This window comes from Trinickia soli (assembly GCF_002879855.1).
Taxonomy (GTDB): Bacteria; Pseudomonadota; Gammaproteobacteria; order Burkholderiales; family Burkholderiaceae; genus Trinickia; species Trinickia soli.
This window is the reverse complement of record NZ_PNYB01000010.1, coordinates 169,522-189,700: the sequence shown is the minus strand read 5'-3', so window position 1 is coordinate 189,700 and position 20,179 is coordinate 169,522. Positions and strand designations below refer to the sequence as shown.

Genomic DNA, 20,179 nt, shown 5'->3' with positions numbered 1-20,179 from the left:
CGCATCGGCCGCTGCCGATTTTTCCCATACTCAGCGCATACAAGGCGCACATGTGTCCGGCTGCTCGTTCCGCATGGCAGGGGTGCGGTCGCGTGCGCGCCGATCCGCAGGCGAAAGTGTCGAGGAGCATGGGACATGAAAATAGGAAACTGGATTTCGGCTTGCTTCAGCGGTGCGAGTGGCGCCGATCGTGGAAAGACGAGCAGCAGGCGCAACACCGCGCCGTCGAGCCGGCGCTTGTCCGGAAGCGGTGTGCTGAACAAACTCGGTTCGCTCGGCAAGGGGAGCAGCAAAAAGAGCAAGGGCAACGCGGGGTCGAGCCCGGAGCGCACGTCTTCGTTCGATCCGGGCCGCTCGGCCCTCGTCGAAGATGCCGTGGAATATTTGCGCAGCGGCGGCCATTGGCAGGGCGCCTCGAAAACCGAGGGCGAGCCCACGGGCAAGACCGAAGGCGAACCGACGTCGCCTGAAATGCTGCCCAATGCGCCTGGGCACAAAGGCTCGCTCGCCGAGTTGTCGGCGCAAACCTCGATGCGCGACGCCGCGTTGCGGATGGCCGCGCATGCCGTGCAAGGGATTCCGGAAATATCGGCACAAGAGACCGCGGCCGGCGCCGGCGCGCATGGCGTCTCCTCGGGTTCGGCGTTCGTGCCTCGGCCTGCCATGCGGCCCGCAGAGGAACGCGAGGGCAGCGAGGCGCCGCTCGTCGAACAACAGCGCGAGATCGACCCCGCGCCCGTGCGCGCCTGGCTGGCCACCCGCGGCATCGAGACCGTGCCGAACAGCGGCGCGGGCATGAACTGCCTGCTGATCTCGCTGCTGCAGCATGCCACGGGCCGCTACGACAAGGACTACGAGCCGAAGCTGGCCGACGAAGCGCAAAAATGCCGCGCCGTGCTCGAGCAAGCGCATCCGGAGATCGCCGAACTCGACCGGATGCTCTATGCGGACGAGCCGGCGATCAAAGCAGCGCTGGCCTACATCAACACCCGCTGTGGCGCGAGCCTCGACGTGCATTGGGTCGAACCGCATGCGGATGGTCATCCCGTGCGCTGGCTGCAGTCGAATACCGGCGAAGATCCCGTTGCGATCATCCGCTTCGGCAACCACTTCGAGGCGCTGCGCTCGGTGGCCGGCAGCGAACCGCCCGATCACCAAGCGGGCGGTAGCGTGCACGGCGGGGACTCCCAGCTCGATCGCGACGACTCGGGCTCGCTGAGCTCGGGCAACAACGTGACGTTCACCGACTTCGCCGAACGACTCGGCATTCACCTCGGCAGCAGCGGCGATCTCACCCTTCCCAGCGATATCGATCCAGGCGGCGACGAAGATGACGGCTTCGTCGACAGTGGCCGCTTTTCGATGCCGTTCGGTCGCCGCGACGAGGAGCACCTGACCGAGACCGAGCCCGAGACCGAGGTCGAACTCCCGACCGGCGGCGCCGGTGCGCTCGGCAAGGTGAAGCAGGCGATCAAGGACGGCATCGCCGTCATGCGCGATCCGGACAAGCGCTATTACCATGGCTTCGGTGTCACGTCGACGACGACTTCGACCCCGATCCGCAGCAACACCTGGACGCCGCAACCGAAGCCCTACAAGGGCTTTCGCTACGACAACGACGTGGCGGTCGACCTGCAGTTCAACGAAGACGCGCTTCCCCCGGGCACCGAGCGCGCGGCATTGCGCCAGCGGCTCGTGCAGCTCGCGCAGGACAAGGGCCTGACAGAGCACGAGGCCGCGCGGCTCACGCAGTCGCTCAAAAGCGGATTCGGCATGAGTGCGGACCCCTCGCGCGACGCACTGGCGGCGCTCGACATGCTGCTCGACACCAGCCTCGTGGACGGTGTTCGCACGGTGGGTTTCCGCCAGCCGCCGCGTCCGGCCGGTATCGACGGCGCCTGGACGCTGGCGCAGCACATCGTCACCCCGACGTCGAGCGAGGGCGGCAAGCGCCCGCTGCATGACGACATCGGCGTACGGCTGATCGGCAAGCTGGCCGTGCCCTCCGTGACATCGCGCCCGGCTGGCGCCGAGCCGGCGCACGCGCAAGCGGACGCTGCGATGCTCGGGGAGTGGATGGCCGTGTTTCTGCGGGCGTCGCGCGAGGCGCTGGCCGAAGCCGACCCCGCCGGCATGCGCGGAAGCGACGCTGCCTCGGTGTTCGCCACTGGCCGCCTCGGCGAGGCGACCCGGGGCCGCAGCGTTGCGCGCAACTGGCCCGGCCGCGACGGCACGCCAGTGCCGAAGGACCTCACGCGCGCGCAGAAGGCGCTGCTCGCCGTCAAGAACCAGCTCACCGCGTGGTCCGATCACGTGACCGATCCCGCCAAGGCCGGCACGGCGTTCGCGGTGGACAAGGCCGCGGCAAATGCGATGAAGCCGTTCGCCACCACGGTCGAGACGCCTGAGCCGACGCTCGTTCCCGTGTCCGGCCGGCCGGAGGAGCCGGCGATGACGCATCCCGTGCTCGAAGAGCCATCGCGTGCACGGCCGCGCGAGGCGCCGCCCGAGTTCAAAATCGTGTCCCGGCTCAACGGCGAGGCGGCGTTGAAAGCCGTCTTCGACGAGAATCCCGATCTGCTGAGAGGGATACAGCGCCCGGCATTGTTCGAGGCGCTCGGCGCACTGCGGCAAGAAAAGGTGGAGACCGAAGGACTGACGCCGGAGCAGATCAAGACGCAAATGGACGCGCAGGCGAACAAGCTGACCGGCCCCGAAACCGTGATGCTGACGCACGCCCTCGATCTCGCGTTCGGCAAGGATTTCGATCCTGCGGGGCAGGCGCTCATCGCGTTGCGTGCGCTGCAGTGCACTAACCTGCTCGACGGCTTGCGTCAGGTGGGCGGGCATGGGCCGTCGTCGGCGGCGCCTGAGGGCGCGGACGGCGCGTGGCGCCTCGCGCAGGAAATCGTGCAGATTCCCGGCGGCGTCGGCAAGAGCTTGATCGCCAAGCTCACACCCGCCCCGGCGGTACCGCGCGATCCACGCACGCATGCCTCGGTGGCCGACAAGGAGCGGCTCGTGCTCAATGTTTTCCTCAAGGCCTCGCAGCGCCTGCAGCAGGAAACCATCGCATCGGCTGGCAGCAAGGTCGCCCCTGCATTGAAAAACGATCCGGCCTCGATCTTCAGTCTCGGCCGTCTCGGCGACGCGACACGCGGGCGCAGCGAGCAAGACTGGCCCGGCCGCGACGGCAAAGCCGTACCGCGGAACCTGTCGATCGCGCAAAAGGCGCTGCTCGCCGTACGTGACGAATTGCGCGCGCTCGACGAGCACGCCGGGGATCCCGAGCGCCTTGCCGCGCCGTTTACGGGAGGCACGCATGGTTGCCGGTTTGCGATTCCGATGATTCGTAACGGCATACTGACCGATGAGTCGCGCGATCTGGACGGCAAACCAAGCGAGTTCCGTGCGATCGAATCACGCGTTAGCAAGGGCTTCGGCAAGCACGTGGACCGCGCCATGCGCAACCCGACGGGCTGGAGCAAGTTCAAGTCCGATCTGCGGCGCATCGTGTCGCCGTTCACGGGCAAGAGCCCGTTCCTGACGCACAGCCGGATCGCCGAGGAATCGCCGGCGCGCGGCATGGGCGTCGTCAACCAGGGCGGCACGCACGCCGCGCGCGCCCAGGCCGACATGATGGAGGCCGTGGCCGCAGCGATCGACGCCATGCCTCAGTTGAAGCAGGACGCCGTGCGCGACGACGAGCACGGCAACGCCGCATTGCGACTGGTGGTGCGCGCGGCGGTCGCGAGGCAGGTGAAGGCGCAGGCTTTTTTCATGACGCGCCATTCCACGCCGAAGCGCTTGCTCAATTTCACGAAAGACAAGCTGATCGCCAAGCTGGTCGACGAGCTCGCGCCATCGGTGCCGGGCGACGCCGACGAAGCCGGACTCGCCGCCAATCAGGGCCTGCGCGATGGTCTGCGAGCGCGTGTTGCATCGATCTTGGATCAAGAGAACCAGGCGTTGTTGACGCCGCACACGTTGTTGCGCTGGGCGGCCGACGTCGGCGGCCCAGGCAGCCCGATCGCGGCCCAGAGGCTCATGTCCAACGAGGCTGCCGATCCCCGCTGGCGAGCGTTCAGCAAGGACTTCATGCTGCTCACGAAGGGCAGCGAGGCGCCGATCGCGATGGAGCCGTTCAAGGGCAAGGAGCGCAAGGACGTGGCGGATATGCTGGCCAAGGTCGTCGCGGCCGAGGAACTCGGCTCCGCGTTCTCGTTCGACAACGCCGGCAACGTGACGCTGACGACGAAAGGCATTCAGGACACGATCACCGCGGTGCTCTCGGGATTCGTGGCCAAAGTCCACGTCGATCTGGGCGGCGGCCTCGTCCGTACCGTGCAGTTCGAATCCTCGAACACGACCGACCGCAGCCAGCTGCGCGTCAACGTGCAGACGCTCAAGAAGGTGGAGACGGGCGTGGGCGGCTCGCTCGGCACGGGGCCCGTGCCGCTGAAGGGCTCGATCGACGTGGGCTACGCCTATGATGTCGTGCACCAGGAAGGCGCCGTGCTCGGCTTTCCGCGCAACCTGACGGGCGGCTCGCCGGGCGATCGCGCGGCCAGCGCACGCAAGGCCGAGCTCGTCAGACTGCTCGTCAACCATCCCGCAGTGGGCGGCGCAGGCGGCGACTACGCGCGGCCTGGCAACGAGGAAGACCGGCGCTCGCTGATCAAGAGCGCGTTTCACGCATTCGGCGACGATCTCTCGATCGGCTACTTCGAACAGAAGCGCAGCGATCATACCGGGTCCGGCTCGATCGGCGCCGTCCTCGGTCTCGAGGGGCTCGAACTCAACGTATTCGGGCATCAGATCGCGGGCGTGGTCGGAGCAGGCATCGATGCGCGCTACGAAGGCGCCACGATGCGTTACCGCGACCGCTCCGGCTTCCTGAGGACGGAGCGCGATACCGCACAAGGATCGTGGCACGGCGGGGTGCACGGCGGGCTGACCGGCGTGATCGGGCTGGAGGCGATCGACCCCGACCCGCACGCCTCCCCGCCCGATCCTGTATCCGACGTTCTCGGGATGCCCACGCCGCTCTACTCGGCCAGGGCGGATGTATGGCGCAAGGGCGTGACCTACCAGAGCAGCGCGATCGTCCAGGATGGCGAGGAGCATCCGACGAGCTATGCCACGCACACGTACCTGCAGCCGGCCGACTTCATCCGCAACGCGCGCGATCTGCTCCCCGAGATGGCGGAAGGCAAGGCCCGCAAGTTCTTCGGGGCCGAGTACAACCACGACGATCCCGCGGTCCGTGCCGAGCGCCTTGCACTCGAGGAGGCATACCTGAAGGAGTTTTCGGCCTGGGCCGTCAGTCAGCGCGATACGACGTCCACGCCGCAGATCTATTACGAGTACGACGCCACCGTGGCAACCTCGAATCAGTTGCGGGCCTACGAACACGTCATGGCGCGCAGCGGCAGGCTGGCCGAGGCGAGGCAAGCCCGCAGCGACATCGAGACGATACACGCCGATCCGCGTTATCGCGAAGCCCACTTCCTCACGTATCCGCAGCATCAGCAAGAAGGGCGCACGGCCGGCGTCAACGGCATCTTCGGCGTCACCTACGCCGGCGCGGGCAACCGCGCGCAGCAGGTGCTCACGTTTACGTGATAGCGCCTACCTGCCGAGGCGGCCCCAAGCGCTCCGCGGGGTCGCCTGGCGGCGCGTGGCGAGTGCGCGGCGAGCGCCAGGAGTTGCCGCCGCGCCGATGATGTCGAATACTTCCGGCTGCGATAGGTCGTTTTCCGCCGGGAGTGGCTGTGAATCTGAAATTTCTCGAGACGTTCATCTGGGTGGCGAAGCTGCGTAGCTTCAGCCTCGCTGCAGACAAGCTGCATTCGACACAAGCTGCGATTTCGAGTCGCATCTCTTCGCTCGAGGACGATCTCGGCAGCAAGCTGTTCGTCCGCGATCCGAAGGGCGTGAGCTTGACCCGCGAGGGCGAGCGCGTGCTCGAGCATGCCGAAGAGGTTTGCGAATCCGTAGAGCGGCTGCGTGCGTCGCTCGCCGACGGCTCGCTCGCAGCCGGCGCCATCCGCATCGGTGCGATGGATAGCGTCATCCACTCCTGGTTCATCGATTTCGTCAAGGACGTAGCGCAGCACTATCCGAACCTCGATATCGAGGTGACGTCGGATACCGCGCTGAATCTCATCGACCAATTGCGCCGTGGCGCACTCGACATCGTCTTCCAGACCGACATGCTGCGTGACGAGACGATCCGCAGCGCCGAGTTGCTGCGTTTGCCGATCGCCTGGGTGGCGACGCGCGAGTTCGCGCAGCTCGATCCGGATGGCGGCGGCACGCCCGAGCAGGCGCTGCGCACGCTGAGCCGTACGCGGCGCATCATTACGTTCTCGCGCCATTCGCGGCCGCATCAGGATCTGCTGCTGCTGCTGCGAGCGTACGGCATCAACGACGCCCGCGTGAGCTGCGTCAATTCGGTGGCCGCCATGCTGCAGCTGACGCAAGCCGGCTTCGGTGTCGCCGCGATGCCGCGCGCGCTCGCTCTCGAGCGGATCGAACGCGGCGAGCTGGCCATCATCGAGGGCCCCGTGTCTCCTCCGCCGATGCCGTTCGTCGCAGCGTGGCGCGACGGCATCGAGTGGGCGCAGCGGCTGCTCGAGATCGCGTCGGTCACGACGCGCCGCGCGGCGGAGCGGCTCGGAGAAGGCGCGGTGTGACCGGCGCGGCAAAGCGGCGAAGGGCGGTGAGATGAGGTGAAGTGAAAAAAGGGCGCATGACAGCGCCCTTTTTGCCGATTATTGCGCGCCCGGACGACAGCCGTTGCAGGCGTCGCCCGAGGCGCGGGGCGCCCGATCGGCCGGCCCCCCCGCACTGCGGCTCCTCGTCACGCCGCAGCTGCTGCGCCTTCCACCGCCACGTCGGCCACCGCACGCGCCAGATTGTCGAGCAGGGACTGCCCCGACGCCACGTCGTTCAGCGGGTACTTGAACGAGTAGAACGCGTGCCCCGTCTCCGGATGCAGCGAAAGCGTGCCCCGCCCGCTCGCGTCCAGTTCGAAGTTGATCTTGAGCAGCAACTCGAAAGCACGCTTCTCATTACTCGACGGCTTACCGAGGTCGACGTACACCGACACGTGGTGCTGGTCGATCTCTTCGTCGTGAATGAACGTGATGATGTGATCGCCAGCCTTGATGCGGCCGCCGGTGGCGAGTGCATGTGTGTCGGTGAAGCCGAGTACGCGGCTCAGTTCGGTGAGGACGCGTTCATAGTGCGGGTTGGCCATTGCGTGCTCCTATTGGAGGATGTCGGTTGATGAACGATGTGACGAGACTTAGGCGAGAGGGCGCGAGGCCGTCTCGGACGACGACGTGGATGCTTCGCGGCGCCAGGCCGGCGCTTGTGGGCGCGTAGCCTCGCTGCCTGCCGCGGCCGGACGGGCCGACGACTCCGGCTTTTCGATCAGCGGCTTGAGCAACTGCATGTCGAACGTGCGCGAGAAATCGACGCCCGACATCAAATGGAAGTTCGTCTTGGCCCCGAGGAACGTTTTGGCCGATTCGCGCACGTCGCTTTCCTTGCCCGACGTGATGACGACCGGATCGAGCGAGGCGAGGCGACGGTGGCGCGGGTGATCGGCCTGGTCGGCCGCCTTGTCCATGGTCTTCTCGAGCGCCTTGGCCTGCACCGACATCGGATCGATGACGGGGATGTTGATACCGCGTTCCTTGAGGCAGTTCTCGATGAACGGCTTGTAGGCCGGATAGTGCGTGCAGCACAGCCAGACGGAAGTCGCGTTGGCGGGAATCCGGTCGACGATCTCCTTGATGTCGGCCATCATGATCGCGCGCGTCTCGGGCTTGTTGTACATCTCATCGAACTTGTTGATGTACGGAGCCCAGTTCGGTGCGCCGATGGACGTGGTCATCCGTTCGTCGCGGCTGCCGAGCTTCTCCGCGCTTTCGTCGATCGCCTTCAGGTACGCCATCGAATTGATGGTGGCGGGCGTGGCCAGAACCGTCGGGCGCGGGCCGCCCTGCCTGACGATTTCGTCGGCCGTGACTTCGATCAGGTTCAGCACCTCGACCTTCTCGACTTGTTTCAGGGCGGGCGGGAACGTCGTGCAAGCGGTGTTGCAGGCCATTGCGATGACGTCGACGCCCATTTCCTCGCTGGCGCGCAGGCCGTTGCCCACGAGCGTGATCAGTTGCGGGTGCGCCTCGCTGCGTTTGGCGATCTCCTCCGGCGTCGCGTCGGCCGACGTGAAGACCGGAACTTCGTTCGGCCCGCCCGTGTTGAAGTCGCTGAAACGGCCGTACGGCGCGTTCGCATGGTCGACGACGATCGTGAACCGCGCGTCGTGCGGCGAACGGTGTTGCAGATAGCCAGCGAGGTTCTTGGTGGCAATCAGGCCACCGTTGCTCGAATCGAATGCAGAGATGAGGAAGGGCGCGCTGGCCTTGGGTGTCTTGCGGGCGATCATGCCGTCCGGCGGCAGCTCCGTCTGCGTGACGGCGCGCAACAACGAGAGCATCCTGCCGTGCGTGCTCGGCGAGAAGCCGTCGACGCCGGAGGTCTTGCCGTCGATCTCTTCGTCCACCTTGGCGCCGCGCGTCACGCCGTCCACCGCACCCGCAGACATCGAGGCTTCGATCATCGCGCGTTGCTGATCGGGCGTATGCAGCTTGTCGAGCTTGCCGTGCAGTTGCAGCACGGCCGCCCCCAGCGCTTCCGCGCCGAGGTTCGAGTTCCACGACGTGATCTGGTGCTTGGCGGTCGGTACCGCGGCCATTTCGCTGCCGTCCAGCGCCTTCGGAATGCCGGGGCGGCCGCCCATGCCTGCTTCGTTGCCGCCGTCGCCGACGCCGAACGTCTCGATGCCGCGGTTGTAAGCCTGGATCAGCACTTCGTCCACAGCGCCGTTGACGTTGTCGATCGAAACGCCGCGCATATTGCTTCGGTAGCCGTTCACGTTGCGGCCCGGCAGTTCGATCGCGCCCACGAAGTCGGGCTTGTACTCGTCCAGCAGCCGGTTTGCGTGCGGCGTGGCAACGTCCTGCTTGTGGTCGAAGTTGACGAACTCGGTATATTGGGCCGACTCCTTGCTCAGGACGGCGAGCGCAGCGCGCGTGGGTGCTTCGTTCGGCTTGTCCGTCACGATGGTGACGATCTTGCCTGCTTGCTGCAAGGCGTGTGCGAGCGCGGCGGTTCCCGGAGGCCCGTCGGTTTCCGGCAGCGGCAGACCCGTTTCAGGATGGGCGCCGACCGAAAAGCCCGTCAGCAGCATGACTTTTTTGATGTGTTGGGGGGCGAGAGCGCGGGCTGCCTGGATCAAACCCTCGGGATTCTTGAAGTTTTCGATATTGCGGCCTTTGAACCATGTCAGTACATGCTTGTTCATTTCGGCCGTGAATTTCGCGTCGACATCCGCTTGGCTGTGCCCGAGCGTGGCTCGAACCTGCGAACGTGATGCACTCTGCGTACGCGGCGCGCGAGGCATATTGGAAAGTGCGCCGTGCGTTGCACGCGGGCTGCTCGACTGGACGCTGGGTTCGGATTGACGCGCCTGTCCCGTTTGCGCTGATTCACTGCTCGACGGCAATTCGGGTAGATGTGCCGAATTATTAATTGAATCGATTGGCATATTAAAACTTCCTCGGAGAATTGACAAAAAGAGGCCCGCTCAGGCAGTTGGCCTGAAATGCGGTGTCATCGGACATACGGAGTGACGAGCGAATCTTAAGCGTGCCGTATTACGCCGCTGGGGAAATGGCGAACGCGCGATCCGAAATGCGAAGAAGATGCGAAAATGCGATGCGCGGAGGAAGTTTGGTGGTGCGCGGTATTGGTCGCGGCAGGAGGAAGATTAAATAACCGTGTTATCGATTATTAAAATCGAATCGGTTTTATTTGGTGTTCTTGTGTGAAATCGATTTAATGCAGCCACCCTGTCGGGCGGCTCGCCTCAGTCTGTCAAAGGCTCGAATAGATGGTATTGCGCCAATACGGCGCGTGCCATTTGCACGAGCAGCGCCGAATCCTCGTTTTCTTCGTCGCGCGGGTAGGCAATATAGTAAGTGCGCGGCGCAAGTGCCGGCCGGGTGACGAGGTACTGCAGCAGTCCGCGTTCCACGTCGGCGTGGACGACCGATCTGGGCAGCGCCGAAATGGCGTGTCCCGCCGCCACCAGTTGCGTGATGAGCGAGATGGAATTGCAAGTGCTGTAGTTGTCGAGCGACACCCCACCGGCGCGAAACCACTCAACCGTCGCGCCAAACAGCGCGGAGGGCGGCGGCGTGAGGACCACGGGCAGATCGAGCAGATCCGCCGGCGTCAACGTTGCCCGGGGCGGGGCGAACCGGGCGGCCGCCACCCAGCACAACGGCGCGCGGCCGATCGCGATGTCGACGATGCCGGGGGCCGAAACCGGCTCCATGAGAATGGCCACGTCGAGTTCCTTGCCGTTCAGCTTGCGGCTGAGCGCGCTCCCGATGTCGATCGTCAGTTCGACGCGCAGCGACGGGTAGCGGGCTTTCAACTGCGTCAACATATCGATGAGGCCGCTCATGGCCGTCGATTCATTCGTACCGAGCCGCAGGAGGCCCCGGAACGGGTTCGTCGCGCGTGCGGTATTGCCGAAGTCGTCTGCGAGCCGCAAGATTTTCTCGGCCTGCGCCAGCAGCCTGCCGCCGAGCGCCGTCAACTCGGTCCGATAGGCGCCGCGCTCGAACAGCTTGCCTCCGAGGACCTCCTCGAGCTCGTGAATCCGCGCGGAGATGGTGGGCTGCGTGAGATGCAGCCGCTTGGCCGCCGCGTGGAACCCGCCGAGCCGCGCGACCCAGTAGAACGTCTCGATTTGCCGCAGCGATGCCCGCATGATGGTGCCTGATCAGAGATTTCTATCGAGTTGGATCAAGATGTCCGATTAGGTTCAATCGGCGGGCGGATTATAGACTGCTAACTGGCGCCGCCGTCAACGCCGTCGGCTCGGGCTGGCCGTTCGCACGTGGCTCCGGCATCCACCTCTTTCATTTTTTCGATTTCTTTCAAGGCCAATGAACATGGAGACCTCGAGCTTTCACAACCTCACGCCCGCCGAGTTGCGCGCCGCCATTCGCCGAGGCGATTGGAGAAAGCCCACGGCTGGCCTCGCGCCCCGCTACGTGCAGGTCAATCTCGCGATCCTGCCTGCTGCCCACGCGGCCGATTTTCAGCGCTTCTGTCAGCGCAACCCGAAGCCGTGTCCGCTGATTGCCGTGTCGGAAGTCGGCGATCCCCGGATGACGATGCTTGGCGCCGACCTCGACATTCGCACCGACGTGCCGCGTTATCGCGTGTTCCAACACGGCGAGGAAGTGGCGCAGCCGAACAACGTGCTCGATCATTGGCGCGACGATCTGGTGACGTTCGCGATCGGCTGCTCGTTTACGTTCGAGCATTCGCTGATCGAGCATGGGATCGGCATCCGTCACATCGAGCAGGGGCGCAACGTGCCGATGTTCCGCACGGGCGTGCAGACCACGCCCGCCGGCAAGTTCTCCGGTCCGATGGTCATGACGATGCGCCCGATGAAGGCAGCCGACGCGATTCGCGCCATCCAGATCACCTCGCGCTTTCCGGGCGTGCATGGCGCGCCCGTGCATATCGGCGATCCTTCGCTGATCGGCATTTCGGACCTGAGCAAGCCCGAGTACGGCGACGCCGTCGACGTGCGCGAAGGTGAGATTCCGGTGTTCTGGGGCTGTGGCGTCACGCCTCAAGCCGCGTTGCTGCAGGCCAAGCCCGAGTTCTGCATCACGCATGCGCCGGGGTTCATGCTCATCACGGACCTGCTCAACAGCGACTACGCGGTGATCTGATTTCGGCGAAGGTGAAAAGGGGCCGCCGGCGTCCGGGCTACGTGCCGAACCGTTGGAGCAGCCCCTCGAGATGTTCGTCGCGGATGCCATGAGCCCGCAGCCCTGCGACGGTCTCGGCCAAATACTCGCGCGCGCTGCCTTGCGTCCCCGCGGCGTGTCGAAGTACGTGCCGCTCGAGCGTATCGGTGACTTCCCCCGCATGATTGGGAGCCCCTTTGCGCAGCACGAACGCCAGCGCCATGACCTCACGCCCGCCGTCCAGCAGGCAGGGGAGCCAGCGTGGCCGGTAGGAGTCGATGACGAGCTCGCGGTCCGACAGCGCCGCGAGCGCAGCATCCACATGCTCGGCATCGATCCGATGCGCGACGCCGCGGCATTCGCCGCCCTCGTCCAGCGCCAGCACGAGCCCCGGCGTTTCGTGCGTGCTCAGGCTGATGCAGGACCACAGACATAGCCCGCGATGATAGCCCTTGACGAGGGCGCCAACGGTCTCGGCAGCGGGCAGTGAGGGTCGCCAGATCCGCGAGCCATACGCGAAAACCCAGATCGGTGTGCCCGGCTGATGGACGTCGAGCGCCTGGCGTAACAGCCACGCGCGTTCCTCGTCGCTCAAACACCGCAACGCGCTCAGTTCCGGGGGGGAGGCGAGTGCTGATTGTCTGGTCATGATTGCCTCGACATTCGGATTCGCGGGCCAGTGCCGTAGCGGTGCGTGAAGTTGAAGCCAGAGGTCGTCGAGAGCCGGCGTGCGAAGCCGGGTCTACTTCGGGAAGGGGCCTGCCGGCAGCACGACTGGCCTCACGCTGCGCGCCTTGCGACGGATGACGAACGGCAGCCGGTGTATTGAATGACCGCCAGCAGTGTCATTCAATCGATGTGTGTTGGCATTCTACGAATGCCTCCTGATAGAACATAATCGAAAATGGCTGTCCCAAATGATCAGGTATTTTTATTGGTGGGAGCCAGTCAGAGGCGGGACGTTGCCGGAGTATTCGCGCCGATATCGATCGGGTGCCGCGGCTCGGTTGCGATGGGGCGGGGAGGAGCGAATGGTCGCGGCACGTTCGCTATTCAGTGCGCTGGTTTTCCGGCTGTCATCAGTTCGGTTTTCATCGCCTCCGGCAACGACATTTGGCCAATGAGGTCTTTGTATAGATTCAGCAACTCCGAGTGCCCGGCTTGTTCGGCGCGCGCCAAGCCACTCGTCCCATCCGTACTTCGTGCTGCGATGAGTTCCACCTTGACGGCGTCGGGAAGGTCGGAATGGCCTATTTGCTTCATGAAGCGCATGACCGTATAGGCGTCGCCGCGCTCCATGGCGTGCGCGAGCGCAGGCGTGCCTTGAGCGTCCTTGGCAGCCAGCAGTTGCGACTTCATGACCACCGGCAACGTCGAGTGCAGGATCGTTTTCATCAGGAGCCCGGCCGCTGCGGCGTTTTCAGACTTCGTCGCCGACGATAACGCGGGCGTGCCCTCGGCATCCTTTCCTTCCAGGAGGTCGACCTTTGCCTGTGCCGGGAGGTGCGCATCCGCGACTACCTCGGCGAAGGTCTCGATGGTATCCCAGCTGTTGTAATAGGACGTTTTCATCATGCTGTTGAACGCCGGTATGCCGGGCTCGACCGTGGTTCCCAGCAGCCTGGCGTGCATGTGCGGCGGCAGCCCCGCCTTGTTGAGCAAACGGCCGTATGCTCGCACGGCTTCGCTGTTGCCGAACTTAAGCGCCTCAGACAGCATCGAAACGCCGGAAGCCTCTTTCGCATCGAGGGTGTCCGCCAGTTTTCCATGATCGATTTGCGCGAGCCCGGGCTCGCTCAGTAGAGCGGCAACGATATCGAGCGCTTCCGGAACGTTCTCGCGTAGGGCGAGGCCGATCCGCGCTTTGACGACGCCTACGTCGGCGGCGGCCGATTCGTCCTCGAACCCGGCGGGCATGGTCTTCGACAGGACCGCGATCGCAGCGGCGTTGCCATAGCTGAAATCGGGATCGATGAAATCGCGAAATGCAAGGCGCTCGAGCGATTGCAGATCGGTCACCCTGACTCGCTTATGCGTAACGGTATGGTTCGGGTCGTAGACGGTTACGACGTAGACAGGTGTGCCTTTGCCAGGATCCGTTTTGACCTTGATCGTCATGGCCATGGCATGCCCCGAGTAGGACTTCGCCCCTGTCTCGCCAAACTCCGCCACATTGATGACGGCCGAGGCATGCGATTGCCCGGTGGCTTCCAGCTTCTTGAATGCGTTCGCCAGTGACGCGCCGAAACGATCGTTGTCCACGACCGCACGACGCGCGTCGGGACCCATGCCTGCGCCGTGAAGATAGTTGCGCGGCTGCAAATATTTGTCGCGCCACGCGTGATCGACGAAATTATCGTAATGAAGCGGCCCGGAGATAGACAGCTTGTCGAAGTCGAACTTGCCGTCGTTGTCGTCGGAAGAAAGGCAATAGGCGAGGGCCAGGTGTCTGCACCACAACTTGTCCACATTGACGTCGGTGGGTTCCATGCCTTTTTCGAACGCGATCTGACCGTTCAGGTTGGTCAGCGGCCGTTTCGACGAAAAGTAGGGCGCCTCCTTCGTCAACCCGGGGCCGACGGGACGCGCCGCAAACAGGTCCGAGAAGGTCCGCCGAGGAACGCGATAGCCTTCGTCGGCCATCCTTCGCGCACCGTGGGTATATAGCAGATGCTGTTCTTGCGGCGCGATCGTGCCCTCGCTCCAGGCATGGTATTCGAGCCGTTCCGCCGCTGCGTTTCGGACTTCGGGGGGCAGTGACGGATCGCCGATCACGCTCATGAAATTGTCGAAGGCCTTCGCGTACTCGGGCCGCTCGTCGGACTGGTAGTACCGGATTCGCGTGTTCATCAGCGCGGGCAACGACACTGCCGCACCTACGACAGTCGCGCTCGGTATCGCGTTGGCGACCTGCTGCGACCGATGCAACTGCTGCTGCAAGGGGGAGTGTGTGCGCAAGCGTGCCTGCTGGACCGAGAGCCACATGGTCAGCGCCTCGCCGGCCGCGGGCGTATTGCCCCGCATCGTTTGGGCGAGCTCCTGTTCGAGTTCGTCGCGCTGCTTGGGCAGCAAGCTCTTCGCATACAGATATTGCTCGGACGCGGACTTCTTGAACCACCGCTTGACGCGCTTGTCCGAGAGCGTCGCCATATCGGCGACGCCCGTTCGTACGTCCCACGGTTTCTGGCGAGCCATCGCTCGCGGCGGCACTTTAGGCGCGGGGCGCTGCAAAGCACCGGCAGTGGGCGGGGTGGCGGGCGTTTGCCTCTTGAACGGAGACAGGCATGCCAGGGCACCGGACATGGCCCAGCGTGCATTCGACGAGGGGCGGGGAGCCGCCGGCGTAGCGGCGGGCGCCGAGGTACGGTCGGCCGGCAACGCTTCGGACGTGGGCATTGGCGCGGCCGAGTCGATAGGCAGGGGCACGCTGACCTCCAGGGTGTGATCAAGGCGAGTAACGGCGACTTACCGTGATCCCAGCGTACCGAAGCGATGTTGCGGATTGCGCTGCACCATCCGCAGCGAAGTTCGGAATTACGAACCTCGCAGGTAACGTTTACATTTCACGCTCGTTTTAGAGCGCTTCGATGAGTTCGCCCGGTTGGCCCAGGCAATACTCGGCGCAGGCTTCGTGCGCCGCGTCCACGGCTGCGCCGACGGTCACGCCCGCATCGGCCCGGGCGCACGACGAAATCACGATCGGCGGGGGCGCCGGTCGCAGCGGTATCTCGGCGAACTCGCCGCTCGAGAGGGCGTCGGCCACGAACAGACGCGGGATCGCGGCCACGCCGTAGCCGTCGCGCACGAGCTGCACGATTGCGGCCACGGACGGCGAGCAGATGATCCGCATTTGGTCGATCCGCATGCCATTCTCCACGGCAATCCCATGCACGATGTGTTCGAGCGCGATCTGTGGGGTCGTTCCGCGCCCAAAGGTCAGCACCGGCCGGTTGAGTATCTGCTGGGCCAGGCCGTCCGAATGCTGCGCAAGCAGGTCGCGCCGCGCGATCCAGCGCACCGGATAGCTGGCGATGGAACGGGACACCACGCGGGGGCTGTCCACACCTTCGATGCGCAGCGCCATATCGAGCTCGCCCGCGAGCAACCGCTTTTGCAACGCGGCGCTCGTGTCGACCGCGAGATCGACCTCGAGCGTCGGAAACCGCGCGTTCAGATACGAGAGGTAATGCGCGAGCCAACTGTGCACGACCGTCTCGTTCACGCCGAGCCGCAAGGTACCGCCGACGACCGGCTCGGCGCCGGCCGCCTCCCGCAGCGTCCGCGCCGCGTCGATTACGTCCCGAGCGAAGTCGACGAGATATTGACCGGCCGGGGTAAGCCGGAACTTGCGCGAACGCCGGTCGACCAGCTCGCACTTGAGCTCATCCTCGAGCGTGCGGATGCGCAGCGAGATGGTCGCCGGCGTGGCGTGAAGTGTCCGTGCCGTCGCCCGAAAGCTCTGCAACTGGGCGAGCGTCACGAAGGTTTCGAGGAAGCGGGTGTTCATCGCACCAAGGCCCCTTCACACCGGCCGGGCTCAGTCTGCCGAGCCGTAGCCACCGCCGCCCGGGGTTTCGATGACGAACACGTCGCCAGGGTGAACGACCGTCGTATGTGTGGCGCCGAAGCGGTCGACGGCGCCATTGGCACGCTCCACCCAGTTGCAGCCGACGCGTCCGTGTTCGCCGCCTGCGAGGCCGAACGGCGGCACTTCGCGGCGGTTGGCGAGGATGCTCGCCGTCATGGAGCGCGTGAAGCGAATGCGCCGCACCGCGCCGTCACCGCCCGATTGGCGGCCCCGGCCGCCGCTTCCGCGGCGGATCGCATGCTGCTCCACGACGACGGGGAAGCGCCATTCGATGACTTCCGGATCGGTCATCCGCGAGTTCGTCATGTGCGTCTGAACCACCGAGGTGCCGGGATGATCGGGGCCCGCGCCCGAGCCGCCCGCGATCGTCTCGTAGTACTGGTGCTCGTCGTCGCCGAACGTGAAGTTGTTCATCGTGCCCTGCGAAGCGGCCATGATCTTCAGCGCGCCATAGAGCGCGTCCGTCACGGCCTGCGAGACTTCGACGTTGCCTGCCACGACGGCCGCCGGATAGACGGGGTTCAGCATCGAACCTTGCGGAATCACAATGTCGATCGGACGCAGCACCCCCTCGTTCATCGGAATCGAACCGGCCAGCAGTGTGCGGAATACGTAGAGCACCGCTGCCTTGCAGACCGAGCGCGGCGCGTTGAAGTTGCCGGGGCGCTGCGTGCTCGTGCCGCCGAAATCCACGCGCGCCTGGCGGCGCTCCCGGTCGATCGTGACGCATACGCGAATCTGCGCGCCGTCGTCCATGCCGTAGGTGAACTCGCCGTCACCGAGTGCGCTGATGGCGTTGCGCACCGCTTCCTCGGCGTTGTCCTGCACGTGGTTCATATAGGCCAGGACAACCTCGGCGCCGTAGCGGCGCGTGGCGGCCAGCAGTTCGGTCGTGCCGCACTTGCAGGCGGCAATCTGCGCCATGAGATCGGCAATGTTCTGGTCGATGTTGCGCGCGGGGTAGGGACCCGACGCGAACAGCGCCCGCACCCGGGCCTCGAGGAACGTGCCGCCGTCGACGATCTGCACGTTGTCGAGCAGGACGCCTTCCTCTTCGATAACGGTGCTGTTGGGAGGCATCGAGCCCGGCGTGATGCCGCCGACGTCGCCATGGTGCCCGCGCGCCGCCACGTAGAACAGCAGTTCGTCGCGGTCGGCCGCGTGCACCGGCATCACCACGGTGATGTCGGGCAGGTGCGTGCCGCCGTTGTAGGGCACGTTCAGCATGAATGCGTCGCCACGCTTCATCTTCGCGCTGTGCTCGCGGATCACCGTCAGCACGCTGTCGCTCATCGAGCCGAGGTGCACGGGAATATGCGGGGCATTGGCGATCAGCCCGCCGTTGCGATCGAAGATCGCGCACGAGAAGTCGAGACGCTCCTTCATGTTGACCGAGTACGACGTCTTTTCGAGCGTCACGCCCATTTGCTGGGCGATCGACATGAAGACGTTGTTGAAGATCTCGAGGTGAACCGGGTGGACTTCGGTCGTGATGACGCTGGCCGGTTTGGCTGCGCCCTCGCGTGCCACGTCGTCCTGGTCGAGTCGCAGTGTGCCGTCCTCGAGCATCGTCGCGCGCCAGCCCGCGAGCAACACGACGGTGGAGATGTCTTCGGTGAGCAGCGCCGGCCCCGGGAGCGATTCGCCGACCGCGAGCGTGTTGCGGCGCACGAGCGGCACGTCGGCCCAAGCGCCGTCAACGAACATGGCGATGCGCGTGCCGGCCTCGATGGCCGTATCGGTCCGTCCATGCGCCTGTGCATGGCCGACGGCCGCACCGTTCTCGGTGATGCCGATGGCCTCGACGGCGATCGACTCGACCACCAGAGGCTTCGCTTCCATCACGAATCCGAAACGCTTCTGATGGAGCGCGTCGAAGGCGGTCTTCATCGCGCGCGCGTCGCCGAACGAAACTTCGAGGGTCGAATCGGTGTTCTGGTACTTCAGGCGCGCGGTGCGAAGCGTGCGCACGTGCTGGCGCGGCATGCGCTGGGCGAGGATCTCTTCCACGGCCGCGCCCTCGAGTGCCTGATAGCTTTCGCGCAGCGCCGCCACGGTCTCGTCGTCGAGCACGGACTCGACGGCCTTCTCGCGCAGCACGCGCAGATCGGCCAAGCCCATGCCGAAAGCCGAGAGCACACCCGCGAACGGGTGCAACACGATGCGCCGCATGCCGAGCGACTCGGCCACGGCGCAAGCCGCCTGGCCGCCTGCGCCGCCAAATGCGCACAGCGCGTAATCGGCCACGTCATGGCCGCGTTCGACCGAGATCTTCTTGATCGCCTGCGCCATGTTGTCGACGGCGATCGTGAGGAAGCCCTCGGCAATCGCTTCGGCGGTCATCGCGCGGCCCGTTTCGGCGCTCACGCGCGCCGAGAGGGCTTCGAACTTTTCGCGAACGGTCGCCACGTCGAGTGGCAGATCGCCGTTCGGCCCGAAGACGTGCGGGAAATGATCGGGCTGCACGCGGCCGAGCATGACGTTGCAGTCGGTCACGGTCAGCGGGCCGCCATTGCGATAGGCGGCGGGGCCGGGATAAGCGCCGGCCGACTCGGGTCCGACCTGGAAACGGCCGTTCTCGAAGCTGCAGATCGAACCGCCGCCGGCGGCCACGGTATGGATGTCCATCATCGGCGCACGCACGCGCACACCGGCAACCTGCGTTTCGAAGACACGCTCGTAGGCGCCGTCGTAATGCGCGACGTCGGTGGACGTGCCGCCCATATCGAACGTAATGACCTTACGTTCGCCCGCGGCTTCCGACGTTTTAACCGCACCGACGATGCCGCCGGCCGGGCCCGAGAGGATCGCGTCCTTGCCCTGGAAGTGGGTTGCTTCGGCCAGGCCGCCGCTCGATTGCATGAACATCAGCGGCACACTGCCCGTCTGAGCCATTACGCGCTCGACGTAATCGCGCAGCACCGGCGAGAGGTAAGCGTCGACCACGGTGGTGTCGCCGCGGCCGACCAGCTTCATCAGAGGGCTGACAAGATGGCTCACGGAAATCTGGGTAAAACCGCAGTCGCGCGCGATCTCGGCCACGCGCAACTCGTGCTCCGGGAATCTGTAGCCGTGCATCAGCACGATCGCGATCGACGTGATGCCTGCTTTGCGCGCCTCGGCCAGCACGCTGCGAGTATGGTCCTCGTCAAGCGGCGCCAGCGTATTGCCGTGCGCATCGACGCGCTCGCGGATCTCGGCTACGCGCTCGTACATCTGCGAGGGCAGCGCGATGTGGCGGGCGAAGATGTCGGGCCGCTCCTGGTAGCCGATGCGCAATTGATCGGCGAAGCCTTGCGTGATGGCCAGCAGCGTGCGGGCGCCCTTGCGCTCGAGCAGCGCATTCGTGGCGACGGTCGTGCCCATCTTGATGACTTCGATGCGCTCGTGCGGCAGCGCTTCGCCGGCTTGCACGCCGATCAGCTCGCGGATGCCTTGAACGACGGCGTCGCGATAGCGTTCGGGGTTTTCCGAAAGCAGCTTGTGGGTCACGAGCGAGCCGTCGGGACGACGCGCGACGATGTCGGTGAACGTGCCTCCGCGGTCCACCCAGAATTGCCAGCGGCCGGCGCCTGCGCCATGCGTCGAAGGGGCGCTACCTTGCTTGTCGTGATTCGAAGTCATCTCCATCGGTCTCCTCAAATGGACATACGGGCATGGTCCGGAACGAGACGGTCCATGGGCAAGTGGAGCGGATTATCGAAGCGCGGTCGAATTGGTGTCGAGGAAGAAATTT

General features: G+C 65.2%; 10 protein-coding genes. 3 read left to right on the top strand and 7 right to left on the bottom strand.

Annotated elements, in window-relative coordinates; all coding sequences use genetic code 11:
• Window positions 1-135: 135 nt before the first annotated feature.
• Both C0Z19_RS14030 and C0Z19_RS14025 read left to right on the top strand, forming a co-directional pair.
• The gene (locus tag C0Z19_RS14030) at window positions 136-5,625 is read left to right on the top strand and encodes a hypothetical protein (RefSeq protein ID WP_102610438.1); all 5,490 of its coding nucleotides are present in this window, start codon (window positions 136-138) and stop codon (window positions 5,623-5,625) included.
• A 149-nt stretch (window positions 5,626-5,774) separates the two neighbouring features.
• On the top strand, window positions 5,775-6,698 hold the full coding sequence (locus C0Z19_RS14025; RefSeq protein ID WP_102610437.1) for a LysR family transcriptional regulator: 924 nt from the start codon (window positions 5,775-5,777) through the stop codon (window positions 6,696-6,698).
• A 167-nt stretch (window positions 6,699-6,865) separates the two neighbouring features.
• On the opposite strand, the gene C0Z19_RS14020 is transcribed toward C0Z19_RS14025, so the two are convergent.
• The 3 genes from C0Z19_RS14020 to C0Z19_RS14010 all read right to left on the bottom strand — a co-directional run bounded on the left by C0Z19_RS14020 (window position 6,866) and on the right by C0Z19_RS14010 (window position 10,855).
• Window positions 6,866-7,264 carry a CesT family type III secretion system chaperone gene (locus tag C0Z19_RS14020; RefSeq protein ID WP_102610436.1) on the bottom strand — a complete coding sequence of 133 codons (399 nt, stop codon included), beginning with the start codon at window positions 7,262-7,264 and terminating at the stop codon, window positions 6,866-6,868.
• Window positions 7,265-7,312: 48 nt separating this feature from the next.
• Complete coding sequence (locus tag C0Z19_RS14015; RefSeq protein ID WP_158242980.1) at window positions 7,313-9,379, bottom strand: glutamate cyclase domain-containing protein; 2,067 nt, start codon at window positions 9,377-9,379, stop codon at window positions 7,313-7,315.
• A gap of 564 nt (window positions 9,380-9,943) precedes the next feature.
• Complete coding sequence (locus tag C0Z19_RS14010; protein WP_102610434.1) at window positions 9,944-10,855, bottom strand: LysR family transcriptional regulator; 912 nt, start codon at window positions 10,853-10,855, stop codon at window positions 9,944-9,946.
• Window positions 10,856-11,039: 184 nt separating this feature from the next.
• Here C0Z19_RS14010 and C0Z19_RS14005 point away from each other — a divergent pair, with 184 nt between their 5' ends.
• Window positions 11,040-11,837 carry a putative hydro-lyase gene (locus tag C0Z19_RS14005; protein ID WP_102610479.1) on the top strand — a complete coding sequence of 266 codons (798 nt, stop codon included), beginning with the start codon at window positions 11,040-11,042 and terminating at the stop codon, window positions 11,835-11,837.
• Window positions 11,838-11,874: 37 nt separating this feature from the next.
• Here the strand turns inward: C0Z19_RS14005 and C0Z19_RS14000 are convergent, their stop codons facing one another.
• The 4 genes from C0Z19_RS14000 to C0Z19_RS13985 form a co-directional block, all read right to left on the bottom strand.
• On the bottom strand, window positions 11,875-12,504 hold the full coding sequence (locus C0Z19_RS14000) for a gamma-glutamylcyclotransferase (protein ID WP_102610433.1): 630 nt from the start codon (window positions 12,502-12,504) through the stop codon (window positions 11,875-11,877).
• 404 nt (window positions 12,505-12,908) lie between these two features.
• A complete protein-coding gene (locus C0Z19_RS13995; RefSeq protein WP_102610432.1) occupies window positions 12,909-15,050 on the bottom strand; it encodes a ShET2/EspL2 family type III secretion system effector toxin in 2,142 nt (713 codons plus the stop codon).
• Between the two features lie 379 nt (window positions 15,051-15,429).
• Window positions 15,430-16,362: a LysR family transcriptional regulator gene (locus tag C0Z19_RS13990; protein WP_102610431.1), complete on the bottom strand. Its 933-nt coding sequence runs from the start codon at window positions 16,360-16,362 to the stop codon at window positions 15,430-15,432.
• Between the two features lie 30 nt (window positions 16,363-16,392).
• Window positions 16,393-20,067, bottom strand: a complete 3,675-nt coding sequence (locus C0Z19_RS13985; protein ID WP_233196132.1) for a hydantoinase B/oxoprolinase family protein — start codon at window positions 20,065-20,067, stop codon at window positions 16,393-16,395.
• Window positions 20,068-20,179: the final 112 nt, after the last annotated feature.